Source organism: Paenibacillus doosanensis (genome assembly GCF_025060755.1).
Taxonomy (GTDB): domain Bacteria; phylum Bacillota; class Bacilli; order Paenibacillales; family NBRC-103111; genus Paenibacillus_S; species Paenibacillus_S doosanensis.
The window spans coordinates 75,515-91,661 of the sequence record NZ_JANYUY010000019.1; the positions used below are offsets into that span (position 1 = coordinate 75,515).

13 protein-coding genes are annotated in these 16,147 nt (G+C 53.0%); 4 read left to right on the plus strand and 9 right to left on the minus strand.

What is annotated here, in order from left to right:
• Positions 1 to 144: 144 nt before the first annotated feature.
• Both N0M98_RS15340 and N0M98_RS15345 read left to right on the plus strand, forming a co-directional pair.
• Positions 145 to 1,788: an S-layer homology domain-containing protein gene (locus tag N0M98_RS15340; protein WP_259618450.1), complete on the plus strand. Its 1,644-nt coding sequence runs from the start codon at positions 145 to 147 to the stop codon at positions 1,786 to 1,788.
• Positions 1,789 to 2,110: 322 nt separating this feature from the next.
• Positions 2,111 to 2,404 carry a hypothetical protein gene (locus tag N0M98_RS15345; protein ID WP_259618451.1) on the plus strand — a complete coding sequence of 98 codons (294 nt, stop codon included), beginning with the start codon at positions 2,111 to 2,113 and terminating at the stop codon, positions 2,402 to 2,404.
• A 219-nt stretch (positions 2,405 to 2,623) separates the two neighbouring features.
• Here N0M98_RS15345 and N0M98_RS15350 read toward each other — a convergent pair whose 3' ends face one another.
• Positions 2,624 to 2,872, minus strand: coding sequence for a hypothetical protein (locus N0M98_RS15350; protein ID WP_249863233.1), 249 nt, complete (start codon positions 2,870 to 2,872; stop codon positions 2,624 to 2,626).
• Between the two features lie 303 nt (positions 2,873 to 3,175).
• Between N0M98_RS15350 and N0M98_RS15355 the strand changes: the two genes are divergently transcribed.
• Positions 3,176 to 4,771 (plus strand): sensor domain-containing diguanylate cyclase, encoded by a 1,596-nt coding sequence (locus tag N0M98_RS15355; RefSeq protein WP_259618452.1) that lies wholly within the window; start codon positions 3,176 to 3,178, stop codon positions 4,769 to 4,771.
• Positions 4,772 to 4,960: 189 nt separating this feature from the next.
• Here N0M98_RS15355 and N0M98_RS15360 read toward each other — a convergent pair whose 3' ends face one another.
• The 5 genes from N0M98_RS15360 to N0M98_RS15380 form a co-directional block, all read right to left on the minus strand.
• Positions 4,961 to 5,884 carry a tyrosine-type recombinase/integrase gene (locus tag N0M98_RS15360; protein WP_259618453.1) on the minus strand — a complete coding sequence of 308 codons (924 nt, stop codon included), beginning with the start codon at positions 5,882 to 5,884 and terminating at the stop codon, positions 4,961 to 4,963.
• 576 nt (positions 5,885 to 6,460) lie between these two features.
• Entirely contained in the window at positions 6,461 to 7,177 is a 717-nt protein-coding gene (locus N0M98_RS15365; RefSeq protein WP_259618454.1) for a GNAT family N-acetyltransferase, read from the minus strand.
• Positions 7,178 to 7,195: 18 nt separating this feature from the next.
• Complete coding sequence (gene spoIIP, locus N0M98_RS15370) at positions 7,196 to 8,506, minus strand: stage II sporulation protein P (RefSeq protein ID WP_259618455.1); 1,311 nt, start codon at positions 8,504 to 8,506, stop codon at positions 7,196 to 7,198.
• A gap of 126 nt (positions 8,507 to 8,632) precedes the next feature.
• Positions 8,633 to 10,108: an amidase family protein gene (locus tag N0M98_RS15375; RefSeq protein ID WP_259618456.1), complete on the minus strand. Its 1,476-nt coding sequence runs from the start codon at positions 10,106 to 10,108 to the stop codon at positions 8,633 to 8,635.
• Positions 10,109 to 10,282: 174 nt separating this feature from the next.
• Entirely contained in the window at positions 10,283 to 12,631 is a 2,349-nt protein-coding gene (locus N0M98_RS15380) for an ATP-dependent DNA helicase (protein ID WP_249866134.1), read from the minus strand.
• Between the two features lie 282 nt (positions 12,632 to 12,913).
• Here N0M98_RS15380 and N0M98_RS15385 point away from each other — a divergent pair, with 282 nt between their 5' ends.
• Complete coding sequence (locus N0M98_RS15385) at positions 12,914 to 13,090, plus strand: YjfB family protein (protein WP_249863227.1); 177 nt, start codon at positions 12,914 to 12,916, stop codon at positions 13,088 to 13,090.
• Positions 13,091 to 13,175: 85 nt separating this feature from the next.
• Here N0M98_RS15385 and N0M98_RS15390 read toward each other — a convergent pair whose 3' ends face one another.
• From N0M98_RS15390 to N0M98_RS15400, 3 genes are all read right to left on the minus strand, one after another.
• Positions 13,176 to 13,979 carry an AAC(3) family N-acetyltransferase gene (locus N0M98_RS15390; protein ID WP_249863226.1) on the minus strand — a complete coding sequence of 268 codons (804 nt, stop codon included), beginning with the start codon at positions 13,977 to 13,979 and terminating at the stop codon, positions 13,176 to 13,178.
• Positions 13,980 to 14,150: 171 nt separating this feature from the next.
• Entirely contained in the window at positions 14,151 to 14,963 is an 813-nt protein-coding gene (speD, locus tag N0M98_RS15395; RefSeq protein WP_249863225.1) for an adenosylmethionine decarboxylase, read from the minus strand.
• 82 nt (positions 14,964 to 15,045) lie between these two features.
• Complete coding sequence (locus N0M98_RS15400; RefSeq protein ID WP_249863224.1) at positions 15,046 to 16,107, minus strand: FUSC family protein; 1,062 nt, start codon at positions 16,105 to 16,107, stop codon at positions 15,046 to 15,048.
• Positions 16,108 to 16,147 lie beyond the last annotated feature (40 nt).

Here is a 16,147-nt window from a genome sequence, read left to right on the forward strand (position 1 = left end):
TTGATCTTTAGCGCTGTTAAATTTTACGCCTATTCATTAGACTTGGCATTTCAACGGACTAATAGTATCATTTAGAAGAATCTATCTATAATCGTTATAGGATAGTTTAGGATGAAATCCATTTTTCTTGGGGGAACCGAACCTATGAATAAAAGCATATCGCTCATCGCCGCCACAGTTCTGGCTCTATCGATGATAGCGCCGTCCGCACTGGCGGAATCGCCCAAAACGGCGGCCGATTACCAAGATTTGACGAATTTGTCGCCCGAGCTGCAAACGCAAATTGACAGCTTGCTGGCCAAAGGCATTTTCGAAGGCGTATCCGACGACAGCTTCGGCATTGCGCAGAACATGACCCGGGCTCAGTTCGCCAAGGTAGCTTCTTTAGTGTTCGGCCTTCAGGCGGACGCTTCGCTTCAAACTTCCGGCTTTGCCGACGTCACATCCGACGATCCGGCTAACGGCTGGGCCATTCCTTATATCGAGGCGGCCAAGAAAGCCGGTATGATCGACGGAATGACGGACACGACCTTCGCCCCGGGCGACCCGGTTACGATCGGTCAGCTCGACGCCGTGCTCGTCAAAGGACTCGGCAAAACGGTCAATGTATCGGCAACGCCTTGGTATGAAGATGCGGTCAAGCAGGCAACCGGGCTTGGCATCCATCCTTCCGGCAAGGCCGGGGACGCTCCTGCAACGCGCGCAGATCTCGTGCAAGCCGCTTATGCCGCCTGGCAGGCCGCCCATTCGGAGAAGGAGCAGGGACAAGCGCAGGAACCCGTCTCCATATCCTCCGTGCAGGCATCCGGAGACCAGACCGTCGAGGTGAAACTGAGCCGCGCGATCGATACGGCCAAACCCGTGCTGACGCTGAGCAGAAACGGCAAAGTCATCGACACGAGTACCATCTGGTCCGACGATAAAACATCCGCTACGCTAACGCTGCTATCCGACGAAAAGCTAGCTACCGGAAGCTATCTCGTCACATTGAGCGGCCCGGACGGCTCCGCAGCGCAATCGGTAACCGGCACCTTGAACATAGGCGCTACGGTAGCGATCGGCAAGTACAACTACACGACCGACAGCTCCTTTGAACTGAGCGATGTGATCGACAGCGGGCTGACCGGAGGAGCCAGCGGAACGTACGGCAACGCTTCGAGAGCCGAAGCGGAAGATCCGATATTCAGCAAATTTGCCAAGGAAATTGAAATTACCGTCACCAACTCTGCCGGAGAAGAAGTGGCGACATCGGGCATCGTGCAATCCGTCAGCTCCTCCAATCCGAGCGTCGTGAAAGCGGGCGTTTCCGCCAACCATAAAGGGTTTATCCTCGGAAACCAAGCGGGGACGGCCACGGTCAACGTCATCTACGAAGCTCTGAACGGAGATATGAAGCAACTCACGATCCCCGTTACGGTCAAGCACGAAGCGGTCGCCGCGCAGCTGATCGAAGTAAGAGACACGGGTATCACTTGCGATACGACGGTAACGAATGGCGTCTATTCGGGCTCGTTTAACGCTTACGAGAAGATGGACATGAAAGTAACCGACAACTTCGGTATCGAATACAAACGGGGCGAAGTGCAAAGCTATAACTTTGCTTTGAACGTCTTCTTTAATCCGAAGGATATCGTCCGAGGCGCAAGCGACGACGGCAGCGGGACCGTGACGGTGAACAGCGCGGGTATCGTGCAAATTACCGGTGACATTACCTCCTTCTTACTGACGGCCGCCCTGCCGAACGGCAAGGAAGCTTCCGTTTACGTCACCGTCCGTAAAAAATCATAACGCTGATGTACGCCAGCACCCCGGAACGGGATCGTTCCGGGGTGTTTTTATTCGGGTTTATACGAAGAGCATCTGAAGCAGGTGAGGGAGCCGCTATCGGTCCGCAGAGCGCTGGCGCAAGCCAGCTTGGAGGCATCGCTTACGCGTCCAAGGGCGATTTGGAGTCCGGTATCGTCGCACGAGCCGACGTCATCGGCGGTGGCCCTAAACGCAAAATTACAGATAATCTGACATCGGATGAATAGATTGCGGAGGTATCACATACGTTTACTAAGGGATGGCAGCGTTACTTCCAATTCCAAAGCATGAGGAGTGATGACGGATGAACATGTTCAAAACCAAAGTATCCGTATTGGCTATGGCCGCAGCTTTGATGGTTCCGGCAGCTGCAGGTGCCGCGCCAACCTCCGCTTCGACGACATCGGGCGCAGCGCCGGACAAACCGGATATCATCTTCGTAGGATCGGTACCGCAGACGAATGTGAACGGCATCTATGTGCCCGGTTATTATCTCGTAACCAAAGATTCCAAAGCCGCTTTTATTCCCGGAGGCGTGGGTCTGGTTGTCGTTAACTCCGCCACCGCTCTCCCTATCGGAGCGTACTATGTGAAATAACCGGTTGGAAACCCCGGCAGGGAGAAGATGCTGCGGCGTCTCTCTCCCGCCCTCTCCTGCCGGTTCTCCTTGCAGCTTCTTATTATTTATATTTACATAATATATTTTATGTAAACTATAAAATAGGCTTTTTCCACTCCCGTCCTAATGAAAAAAAGCTAACGCAGATTTACTCCATCCGCATTAGCTTCTGCCTGACCTCGAGCGAGACCTTGTTTTTCACGAATCTTTTTTCTCCGATTCACGGTTCTCAAGCGTGCGGTCGTACTTGGCGTAACGATCGTCAACCTCTTCGGCCATTTGCCGGTATTTGCGGGTTTCTTCCATGATCGGATCAATCTGGGCCTGAATGCGAATCTCGGTTTTGATCGGCAAACGCTTGCGCGCCGCTTCTTCCGTATCGGTTTGCTCCATCTCACCTTCGGTCAAATTTTTGGCCAGTTGTTCCTCCAATTGTTTGGAATCCATCGGATCAACCTCCTCGTCGTATAATCATGCCGGCGCATTCCAGTCTCTCTGCGGCACCCCGCTGCACTCTCACTATCCTGCCCCGTCTATATTTAAATTAGTACCTTTTGGGCTCAAATGCAAATAAAGGACATCCTTTTCATTTCTTTTAATTAATGATATTAATATTCAACAATACTAATATTTATTTTTTCAAGTATTTAGCAAAAAAAACCAATTCTCAAAGAGAATGAAGAGGATTTTAGGGAATTATGTCGAAATGTATCGACAAAGATGATTTTATAGATAAAAAGAGGGTCCGCCATGTCTAAACTTCATAACGACCTACCAACCGGGAAGAAGCAAATTAGCCTTGCCACGCTGTTAACCGGGCTGGTTTCCGTCTCGGTTTTATTGACTTTAACGATCCTGCTCATTGCCTCATATCAATCCAATAAGCAATCGCTCTTTACAACGACGCTAGCGTTGAATTATTCAACCGCCGAAAAAATGAGCCAGACGATGGATTCCCTGTTCAAATCGATGCGCAGCAGTCTCCAATATACCGCCGCCTATTTATCGGAAAACTGCCATATGAGCGAGACGGAGGTGCAGAAGCAGCTGGACCTGCTTCGTCATAACAGCAGCTATTTCAACTCTATTATGGTCGTAGATCAGGACGGAATGTTCCGCAGCATCGCGCCTGCAAGCATCGCAGCGGCCGGTCAGCCGATCGCATCGCCCGTGACCCGGGAAGCGCTGGATTCGCAAAAATCGTATATTTCCAAGCCGTTCACTTCCCCAACCGGCCGCCTCATCGTGTTAATGAGCGAGCCGCTGTACGACGAGAACGGGGATTACCGCGGTTTTGTCGGCGGCACGCTCTATCTTGGCGATAACAATGTACTCAATATGATCTTCGGCAAAAACGATATCGATGAATCCGGCTCTTATTTTTATGTCGTCGACACGACGGGGCAACTGTTATTTCACCCGATCCCCGGCCGTTTAGGGGAAGATGTAGGCGCCAATTCGGTCGTCCAGAAAGTTCTTCGCGGACAAAGCGGGCATGAGCTCGTCGTCAATACGCTGGGCGTTCCGCTGCTCGCCGGCTATTCGCCGGTCACGGAAGTCGGCTGGGGAGTGATCGTCAACTCTCCGATCAGCGTTGTGTACGAACAGCTGCACCGGCTGATCCGTTCGATCGTACTGTATACGCTGGCACCATTTGTACTGCTGCTGGCCGCTGCAATATGGCTCGCTCGCAAGCTGGCCGGTCCCTTCGTCTCCCTGGCCGATCTTGTCAACCGGCTAGGGCGGGGTGTCCGAACGCCGATCCCCGATTTGACGGGACATTGGAACCGCGAGGCCGATTTGCTGGCACGGGCTGTGGCGAGCACGTTCCAGGATTTGCAAAAGCAAACCGATCAGCTCACGCATGCCGCCATGACCGACGCGCTGACAGGGCTGACGAACCGGAGAACGCTCGAAGCGATCTTGCAGCAGTGGACTTCCGAGCAATGCCCGTTCTGTCTCGTTTTATTGGACATCGACCGCTTCAAAACGATCAACGATTCGTACGGCCATCAAACGGGAGACGAGGTTCTGAAGCATGTAGCGCGGATGGTCGGCCAATCCGTAAGAAACGTAGACATTTGCTGTCGTTTCGGAGGCGAGGAATTCGTCGTGCTGCTCCCTCATTCGAGCTTGACGGATGCCGGCATTTGCGCCGAGCGCATTCGCACAACGATAGAGCAAAGCAAGGCGCCTATCGATCGTCCTGTTACCGTATCGCTCGGCATCTCCTGTTTCCCTTCCCAGGCCGCGACGGCGGAAGCCTTGTTCCAATTGGCAGACCAAGCGCTGTACAAAGCCAAAGAGACTGGGCGCAACAAAACCGTCATCGCCGGGAGCAAATAATTCCCGTATTTGCGCCCTTCCTGCCTGACAATCCCGCAACGCCGCTGCGGGAGCTAGTCGGCTTTCTGACGGCGGTAAGCCCGTTTAGTCAAGCTTCGAATTCCCACGCCCCTCTGCACCGGCATGCGCCGGCCGCTCAGGGGCTTTTGCGTTGTTAGTCCGTTTTTCGCCCCTCCCCTGTTCATCATCCTATCGCTTCACGGCCTTCGGCAAGTACGGCACCACCCGGTTCATGGCTTCTTGCTTCTGCTTGTCCCCGACATGCGTATAAATTTGCGTCGTTTGAATGCTCGAATGGCCGAGCAGCTCCTGCAGCGTACGTATATCGGTCCCCGCTATAACCTGCATCGTCGCAAACGTGTGGCGCAGCTTATGGCTGGACAGCGCTTGGCCGCGCAGTTCGCTGTACTTCTCCTTTAACTCGGCAAAATGCGCCTCGGCTATTTTCTGAATCATCCGCGCTGAAATGCGCCGTCCGAACTGGGATACGAAGAAAGCCTGCTCCGATGGCTTCCGCGGAGCAATCCGCTCGTTCAACGCCATATCCAGAATATGCGTCAGCGAATCCGGCAACGGCACCGTCCTCCATTTACGCCCTTTCCCGTACACCTGCAGCAGCTTGTTCTGCCTCTGATAATCCGTTACATTCAGCTGATGCAGCTCGCTTACCCGCAATCCCGCATAGCTCATCAGAAGAAACATCGCGACATTGCGGATTTGGTATTTGCCTTCGATTGACTCCAGAAATGCCGTCAATAACGATTCATTCAAATACGAGGGCAGCGGATTTTTCTCCACCTTCGACTTTTTGAGATGAAGCGCAGGATTGTGCTGCGCATATTTATGCTCGATCAGCGCAGTGAAAAAAGTTCGGATGGAAGACAAATACCGATTCCTTGTCGAGTCCCCCGCTCCTCCTTGGCGCACCTTGGTCAAAAACCGCATCACATCCAGTGCCTCCAGCTCATCAAGCGATTTCGGATACACTGAGGCCAAAAACAGCCGGACATCGCCGAGATACGCTTTTTGCGTGCGAGGAGTGAATCCCTGATCCTTCATCCATATGTCAAACAGGTCCAAACATTCATCTTCGGTAGCTATCTTGGGCTGCATGCGCACACTCTCCGTCCTTTATATCTGAAATTACGTTAAATATGTATTTAGCGTAATTTATTTGGTTGAAAAAAAGGAGCAAAATCGATGATTTTGCCGCCGTTGACTTGCTATTATGTCCTTTTTTTCCATTTTGAGGGACACGGCTATTTCAGCTGTCCTTCGTCACAAATATCCAACATAAATTACGCTTATTATTATATCAGCCGAAGCGATCATTGGGAAGCATTGGAATAGGATGTGTAATTGTGCCCGCTTCTTCTTAAACAAATCCCCCAAAAGCCATCCATGCCGCTACGCGGCACCACAGACAATGGAAATGGGGTACCAAGAGTAATTTCCAGGGTAGTGACGTGATGCGCTGAAGCTTATTCCGTCCGCATCCAGCCTAAGCTGGATCGGCGTCTAACCATTCCTCTGGGATCGTTCTATGGGTAGACTTTCCTTTCGGGGGAGCCACCGGATTTCCTCAGGATATTGCTGCGCATCATTTCCTAAACAGCGAGAAAACAGTTTACATAATATTAATTATGTAAACTGTTTTTTATGCTAATCCCCCGCAATCGCTTCGAACGATCAAACGATCGAGAAATGAGCTCCGTATAACGCTAAAGATAATTTGCTCGCCACTCTGCGGGAAGATCGATTTTCCCAGGACGTACTGTACAGCGGAAGACAGCCCTTATTCCGCACAGCCTTCGCCCATCCGGCCACGGCTTCGGAAGCCAGTCCTCTGCCCCGGTAAGCTTCGAGAGTTTCAAGCCCGGCTTCATGAGCCCGGGAGGTGATGCGCACGCTTCGGCAGACCGATACGGCGCGGTTATCGCGTACGATTGCTGCGCACGGCTGCGCATAGTCGATTTCCGAGAGCAGCCATTCGAAGCCTCCGCGCAGCAGTTCCGCGTTGTCGCGGGTAACGATAACCGCGTCCGCAGCCGGCGAGACTCCTTCCCGAACAAGAAAGCAGGGCCCCATCGTAAACCGTTGCCCTTGGAGGAGCTGCCGATAGTTCTCAAAATGCCGCGGCTTCCGCTCCACGTCCATCCCCATCGATTCCTCGGCGGACCACAGCTCCAGTTGCTCCGCGAGATGATCGTCGACATCATGGCGAATCCGGCAGAGAGACGGCCCCGCTATCGTCCTGCCTAAGAAAAAGCGGGGAGCCGGACCGCTCCCGGGCCATGGTTCATTGATCGTATGCAGCCGCAGCCGCTCGTCATACGTAAACAAAGCTTCGACATGGAGCTCCATCAGCTGATGAGCAGCCGATAGCGTTTCATTCTGCTCGTTCATTGCCGCCCCCCCATCGCTTTAAGGTTTTGTTTGGACCGAACGGTAATATTCCGCAAATACGTCGGCCAGCGCTTCCGCCGTATTCAAGCTTTCCTGCAGCGTATTATTCGTGCCTCCTATTTCCATCAACAAGCTGCCCGGAGAGACGGATTGATTATATTCCCCGTTTCCTTGATGCTCGCTTTTCGTGAGAATCCCCCGCGATAATCCGGGATACTTCTTGTCCAGAAGCTTATTGAGCGCCTCGGCGAACGCCTTATTTTCCTTGTAACCGGCATGGGCCGTACCGACGACAAACAGCACGCGCGCATACGATTTTCCATTAACGCTTGCCGTCGTTTTTTCCCTCGGCACGTCGGCGTCGCGGTGAATATCGAAGAAATACGAAAGCGAAGGATACGTTTGAATCGCTTTGTCGACGGCTTGTCGAGATACGGTGTACGATTCGGAGAAATTCAATTTCTGCTGCTTCAGCTTCTCCGCCACATTCACATCCCCGGCGAGCGCCGGTATCCCGCTTGCCTGCAACTGCTGCGCCAATCGATCTCCGACCAGCGTAATGTTGACTTTCGGATCGTCGACCGATGTGCCGGCCCTCAGACTAGCGACATTGCTCCATGATTCCTGATTATGAGTATGATAAATATATAATTCAGGCGCAATTCCATTAGGAAGCGATGATGCCGGATTCGAATGCTGGCTCGCAGCATCGGTTTGCACGACCCAGCTTGCGACATGGGCCTTGCTATTGTCGGGAAGCGATACGACGTACCAATCTCCTTTGGTATCGAGGATCGGGTAGGAATCGCCGGGCTTCGCTTTGCCGATGACATCGTACTCGATGCCCGGCCCGCTGCGCAAATTCGTAATATCGTCCATATGAACGACGGTTGCCTGATTGAGATCAGCCGCATCAGGCTCATCCGGCCGTTCCGCCTCGGGCTTCGGCGCATCCGCTTCGGCCTTGGGAGGGGCGACGCTCTCCAACTCGATATATTCCCGGAAAATCCAGCCGTCCTGTTTGTCCGTCAGCCTGATATGTACCCAATCGCCCTGCTCGCCTAAAATTTCGTACCGATCCGATTTCCCGATCATCCTGATGACCGGCGAAGACAGATCCGCTCCGGTGCGAACGTTCAACCGGTCCACCGTACTCCTGGCATACGTGGCTGCGACCGCATCTGCTTCCGAATGGGGCTGGACGTTATAAATCCGAACTCCTGCGGATTGTCCCTCTGCCGCCTCCTGACCGAAAGCAGCGGGCGCATGAAGCGCGCCGATAAGCAAAAAAGAGCTTGCGGCCGCGCTTATCATTTTATAACGTAACAATGGCTCTACAACTCCTATGTCAATAATGTAATATATACCATTCGACATAGGCGGACGAATTTCCTTCCTCTACCAGGAAATGCGACATTCGTGCTGACGAGAATACAAACAGGAAACGACACGCGATTAATCTAGCGGAGGCGGAAACCTGCGCTGTGCAGCTTGTTCGAAGCCGTACGCGATTCGGATCAGCGTCGGTTCGCTGAACGCCTTGCCCGAGAAGACGACGCCGAACGGACCTTTGGTCGAGTCGCCGTCCCGGTCGATCACCCCGTGAGCCGAATAGCCGGCGGGAACGCAAATCAACGGATAGCCTAAACGCGCCGCAACATACATCCCGTCTACGTCTCCGGGCAGCAGCAAGGCGTCCAATTCATATTGATCAATGACGTAATCGATGCCCTGCGTACGCGCCGGCTCATCGTATTGTTGTTTCTTCTGACGGTAGACTTGCTCCGTAAGCCCGTTTTCCTCGGATCGGATTAGGGTGTCCTGTCCGTAACGCAAAGCGGCCTCGGCATGATCAAGATTGAACTCGATCAATTCCTTTAAGGAATGAATCGGAGCCGAAGCCGGAAGCCGGGACAAATACCGGTTCAGCCCGTGCTTGAATTCATAGCAGATCGCATCGTTGTTCCAATCCTGCTGCTCCACATAGAGCTTGACAGGGTCCACGATGACAGCGCCGCTGCTTTTCAACAGTGCGATAGCTTCTTCCATGATAGCAAGCCGTTCAGCATCCAAATGCTTGTAATAATGTCTGGGCACGCCGATTCTGGCACGCTTGATAAAGCCGCGATCCAAAAACGGGGTGTAGTCGGCAAAAGAACGATTCTCGCTCGCTAACGTAGCGGAATCGTCGGGATCGATCCCGGTTAATGCACCCAGCAAAATTGCGGCGTCGGCCACCGTTCTCGCCAAAGGCCCCGGCGTATCTTGGCTCCAAGAGATAGGAATTACTCCCGAACGGCTAACGAGTCCAACGGTAGGTTTGATCCCGACGAGAAAGTTTGAACAGGCCGGACCTACAATGGACCCTGCCGTCTCCGTTCCGATTGCCGCCGCCGCCAAATTGGCCGCAACCGCGGCGGCCGAGCCGGAACTGGAGCCGTTTACGAACAGCTCGCCGGGCCCGTACGGATTCAGAACCGTTCCTCCCCGGGAGCTGTAGCCCGCCGGCATCGTGCTGGACATGAAATTGGACCATTCCACCATATTCGCCTTACCCAGAATAACGACGCCGGCCGAGCGCAGCTTCGCAGCAACGAAGGAATCCGCTTCGGCGATCGATCCGGCCAAAGCGACGGAGCCTCCGCTCGTATGCAGGCTGTCGCGCGTATCGATATTATCCTTAAGCAGGATCGGAATCCCGTGCAGTTTGCCTCGGCTGCCTTGCTCTCGACGTTCCCGGTCTAACTCTCTTGCGATCCGGATTGCGTCCGGGTTGACTTCCAATATGGAATTCAATTTTGAATCGTATTGCTCGATACGCTCCAGATAAGCTTGAACCAGCTGCTCCGAAGTCAGGCTCCCTGCCTCCATGGCGTCCTGCATTGCTGTTATATCCGCTTCAATAATCCACTTTCGAAGTTCGATGGTCACTGAACGCTCCCCTTTTTTTATATGTTAAGGCTAGCTTATCATAATCCGTTTGCGGCCCGACACGGAGAGTTTGACTATAACCGTATTTTGTCTAAACGAACCGTAGAGGCTAATAACCCCGTTTGATGGGAGAAATAAACCGCCGCCCTAAGGATTCAGCCAGACTTTACAGCGTCACCGCGCCGTTTCCCGCTGCTCGCCTGTAAGCTCCATAAGCCGCAGCGGCTTCCACTCTTCCGGCAGCAGCTGTCCGTACTTCGCCTGGGCGAAGCGGTCATCGACGAGCAGCAGCGTTCCGCGATCGGCTTCCGTTCGGATCAACCGGCCGCCGGCCTGCAGCACTTTGTTGATTCCCGGATACACATAGGCGTAGTCAAAGCCGTTGCGTCCTTTTGCGTCAAAATAGTCTTTGATGATGTCCCGCTCCAGCCCGACCTGAGGCAGGCCGACTCCGACCACAACGGTTCCCGTCAACCGCTCGCCCGTCAAATCGATCCCTTCGGAGAAAATCCCTCCCATGACGGCGAATCCTACGCACCGCCGGTCACGTCTCGGCTGGAACGCTTCCAGAAACGCTTCCCTCTCCTCCTCCGCCATAACCGGCTGCTGGACAAGCACCTCCGCACAAGGACTGCGCTCCATAAACCGTTCGTATACTTCGTTCATATATTCGTAGGACGGGAAGAAAAGCAAATAATTGCCTTCCTTCTCCCGCAGCAGCCGATGAATCCCGTCGGCAATCCGGCCTTTGGTCAGCTCCCGGTCGCGATAGCGGGTGGACAGCGGGAGCAGCAGCACGTCGAGCTGTTCCTTGCGAAAAGGAGACGGAAGCGTCAACGCGTAGTCTTCCGTTGTCCCGCCCAGCATATCACGGTAATAGGATAACGGCGAAAGTGTCGCCGAAAAGAATACCTGAGAGCCGTAGCCTTTGCTTATTTGGTTCAGCAGCGCCGACGGATCGAGACAAAACAGCTTGATCCGCACATCGCTTCCGGTCGTCTCTCCGTAGGTGACATAAGCATCGTTATAATAACCGGCGATGCGAATAAAGCTTTGCGCGGCGAAATACGTCTCCAGAAGCACCCGCTGCGCTTCCCCGCCGGAAGAAGGGCCGGCCGGAATTGCGGACTCGGCGGAAGCCAGCTCCTCCTCCGCAGCGGCAGCGAACGCTTCCACCAGAGGAAGCAGCTGTTCCGGCAAGGCAGGCTGAACGAATGTCTTGCGTTCGGCATGCGCTTTGCGCCAGCCGATGAAATAATCGTTCACGGCTTTGGCCGCGTCGGCGACGGAACGGCTGCGCCCCTTGTACTCCTTCTTCAGCTGCAGGAAAGAAGCCTTGCCGAGCTCGGCCGAGAACATCTCCCTGCCGCGGTCGACCAAATTATGCGCCTCGTCGACCAGAAGAACCGTCTGCTTCTTCTGCTCCTCGTACAGCCGCTTGAGCGAAGTGCGCGGATCAAACACATAATTGTAATCGCAAACGATCGCATCCGCTATGTACGAAACGTCGAGCGAAAATTCAAAAGGACATACCGTATGCTTGCGGGCATACGTCTCGAACGTGCCGCGCGTTAACATCGTTTCATTGTTCAACAGATCCAGGACGGCCGCATTAATCCGGTCGTAATATCCGTTTGCGTACTCGCAATACTCTTTCCGGCAGCGGGTTTCTTCTTTGAAACAAATTTTCTCCTTGGCGGTGAGCGTTGCGCAGCGCAGATGCAGCCCCCTCGATTGCATGAAGCCGACGGCTTGTTCAGCCGCTGTCCGCGCAATTGTCTTAGCTGTTAAATAAAACACGCGCAGAAGCTTGCCCTCCCCGATCGCTTTAACCGCCGGGAATAAGGTCGATATCGTCTTTCCCGTTCCCGTCGGCGCTTTAACGAATAGCTTTTGCCGCTCGATAATCGCCTGGTAGACGGCTCCGGCCAATTTTCTCTGTCCTTGGCGATATTCGTCGAACGGGAACGACAGCTCGCGTATGCTGCGGTTTCGTCTCTCCTCATGCTCTAGCTGCAGCTTGGCGTAAGGTGCGTACTTGGCAGCCAGCGACTGCATGATAGACTCAAGCTCCGCTGCCGATACGGTTTTCAGGAACCGTTTTTGCTGTCCGGTATCGACCTGAACATAAGTAAGACGCACGCTTAGCCGCTGCAATCCCTCCCGCTTAACATACAGGTAGGCGTAGCAATAAGCCTGCGACCAATGAACAGGAGATGTATTTTCGTCAATGCGTTCAAGGCTGCCCGCCGTAGACTTGATTTCATCTATCGTCACCCCGTCCGAATCCTGCAGAATCCCGTCGCATCGGCCCTCCATATGCAGCTCCAGCTCGCCGCAGCGCAGTATGCCTGCCAGATGAACTTCCTTCAGGTCATGCTCGGCGTACGATTTCTGAATCTGCTGATGCGCCTTGGTTCCTTCCTGCAAAGATACGTTAGTCCGAAACTCTGCGTCGATACTCCCGGCACGGTGCGCATATTCTACTAAAGATCTTACGGATACTTTAACGATATAAGTCATCATGCACCTGCTTTACGGCTTAGTTGAAGTTTCACACCCCATAATATCAAACATATGTTCCTATTATATCACAAGCTATAAAGAAAGGTAAACTTTGGGATAAATTAGAAAATAAAAAAAGTACGCTTATTAGTTTACATAATATTTATTATGTAAACTAATTTCGGGATTCATTTTCTCCATCAAAAAACCGGACCCCTTTGGCAGGCGGTCCGGATTCCTGAACCTAACAATCCGGATGATACGCGCCGATATAGTACATAGGATTGGAGGTGTACTACTATGGATATTGCCATGCTTTCTATGAATATGTCGCAAGCCAAGCTCGCCCAATCCGTCGGGATCAGCGTATTGAAAATAGCTCAAGAAGGCGCTGTACAGCAAAGCGAAGGTTTGATCCAGGCGATGCAGCAGAGCGCTCAGCCTCATCTGGGACAACGGCTGGATATCAAAATCTAAGAAACACGGCAAACTCTTCTGACCGGATCAGAAGAGTTTGTTTCAAGCAATTAGTTAATGGCATTAAACATAATAGTTAATCACATTAAACATATTCTTTGTTAACGCCATTAATAATTCCGGCCTGCGCTTCCGTCAGCGGCTCGTTATCCGAGAACAGATCCGGGTCAGCGCTCAGCATAACGGATAAAATCTCGTACATCCGCACGGTATCGCATACCCAAGCCTTGGCGTCCCCGAACTTGCCCTGAGCAATCGCGCCTCCCCGCTCCAGCACCTTCTCGACTTTCCAAAAATGCATGGACCAGGATAAACCGCAGTGCCGCCGGGAAGGAACCCGAATCTGCGTGCCGTCCGGAAGCACGGTAAACAGCTCCTCGTGACCGTCGGTTAGCCTTCCCGGAATGTCCAGCCATTCCTCGATTCCGTGAATGAACGTGTTTCTGCGCAAATCCACGCCCACCAGCAAAATTTGGGCCCGCCGGTCCAGCAGCTTGCCCCAAGCCGAGCCGCGGTGGCAAGGCGTATCGAACCGCTCGTCCCCTGCCGTAAATTCGGCCGCATCCGTTCCCAACGCGGCGACGGAATGCGTCGGATGCAGCGACCGGATCACGCCCTCGCGCCGGCGGAACAGCTCCGGCAAAATGCCCACGCACGAAGGCGAGGATTCGACGTAAAACTTCGGATTATCCGCGCGAATATAAGACCACGTATGGGTCGGAAGAACGAGAAGACCTTCCTTCATATACTCGGAGAGCGCATCCAGCACCGTATCCGCTGCTCCGTCGACTTCCCCGATGCTTTTCATGGACGAGTGCATCAGAACCGTCCCCTTCGGGTTCAGTCCCAGTTGTTCCAATTGCCGAATCAAACTAAGCTTGGTATGCAAAACGAAACCTCCTGCCAATATACTTAAGTGACTGCTGCAAGCTCTATTCTAGCAGACAAGTCGGATTCGTACGACAATCATTTTGGCCGGATCTTCCTGACGGGACAAAAAAAAGCCCCGGCAGGCGCGGCTTAAGGCCATACCCCGAAGGCTCGCTTGTGATCGCCGTCATCAGGAATAGACAATATTTTTTCCGTAAAATATTTCATCCATTTCCCACTTGAGGCTTTCGGTAATATCCTTCTGTTCTTTGGCGCTCAGCTTGTCCTTCGTATATCCGAACAAGTAATTGTTCAGATCGAACTCGCGAAGCTTGCATTTCGTATGAAAAATATTTTCCTGATATACATTCACATCGATCATATCGTACAGGTCTTTGATTTCTGCCGGTATGTAATTTTGGATCGAGCTGATCTCATGATCGATGAAAAGCTTATGACCGCTAATATCCCTTGTGAAGCCGCGGACCCGGTAATCCATCGTCATGATGTCCGTATCGAAGGAACGGATCATGTAATTCAACGCCTTGAGGGGAGAGATTTCCCCGCAGGTCGATACGTCGATATCCGCGCGAAACGTGCTGATCCCTTCGTCCGGATGATATTCGGGATACGTATGAACCGTAATATGGCTTTTATCCAGATGCATAACGACGGAGTCGGGAAGCGGACCCGGCGATTCCTCGAACGATTCGGTCGGAGCCCCGGCGACGGGTCCTTCCGACACGAGCATCGTTACGCTCGACCCTTGCGGCTCGTAATCCTGCTTGGCAACATTGAGCACATGGGCGCCGATAATATCCGATACATGCTTGAGAATCTTGGTCAGCCGGTCGGCGTTATACTGCTCGTCGATATATTCGATATAGGCTTCCCGCTCTTGCTTGGTCTTGGTATAGCATATGTCGTACATATTAAAGCTCAGCGACTTGGTCAAATTGTTAAACCCGTGCAGGGTAATACGCTGTTCCGGCGTCAGTTTCATAAGCATCCTCCTCCTGGTTCCGTTACTAATCTTTCCTTCTTCCGCCGTCTTGATTCTTGCCGGGGCATTTCCGCCTCCGCCGCTACTTCCATCCCAGCTTCTTCATGAGAGCGTCAAGCGGCTCCTTCTCTTCCCCGCGATGATAGTGGTCTACGAGCTTATCCAGCCGGGCCACCTGGTGCCCGTAGTCGAACATCGCCGCCGCAACGACGGAGAGCCGCAGCATTCCGCTTGGTTTCTCGTTATAGCGGTCGATAAGCGTCGTCATAAAACGCTCGTTTTCCGCTTCGATACCGAGGCCATCGGAACTATCCGCCTTCAGCTTATCTTCAAATTTCAGCAGCACATGCTCATGGAATTTAATCAGCCTCTCCAGATGCTGATCGAAATAATCGTCGGTTTGCGAGCTGCGGGTCGCCTGAAAATAATGCTCCTCCACAGCATCCAGCACTTGCATTCCTTTATACAGAGCGTGCAGCATCTGCTTGTAAATGACCAGATGGCGAATTCGGCTGAAGCCGGCCTTCCGTACCTTGCGCACCTCTTCCTCCATCAGCTTGTATTTCTCCGACAATGTCTGCAGCGCGGTTTGCAGCGCCTTCTTCTCCACGCGAAACACGGTTTCTTTCATTTCGTCGGAGATGACGGTGCGCAAGAGCAGCGACATTCGGCTGAATACGGAGTGAATCTGCATTCCGAGCTGCTCCTTCGGCTTCGGCGGGAAAAACAAGATGTTGATGAGGAAAGCGCAGCCGATGCCGATCAAGCTCAACAAGAAACGGTTGACGGCGAACTGCCATTCGGCCGACGCCTCCATCACCGCCACGACGGTAACCAGCGTCAAACCGATCGTTTGCTCCATGCCCATTCTTAAGCAGATGATGATGACGAGAATGCAGACGATGCCGATCGCTATCACATTGTTCGAGAAGAACATGCCCGCCAGCAGCGCCAAGACCGCTCCGAGCACATTCGTCTGCAGCTGTTCCAGAAAATAACGCCAAGAGCGGTAAATGGAAGGCTGCATTGCAAAGATCGCCGCCACCGCCGCGATGACCGGAGGGGTAAAATTCAAAAAAGCGCTGATGTATAATGCCAAGGTTACTGCTATTCCTGTCTTCCAGACGCGGGCTCCAAAAACCACAAGGCCCCTCCTTTTCTCATTGTTTTCATGTCCTATCTTA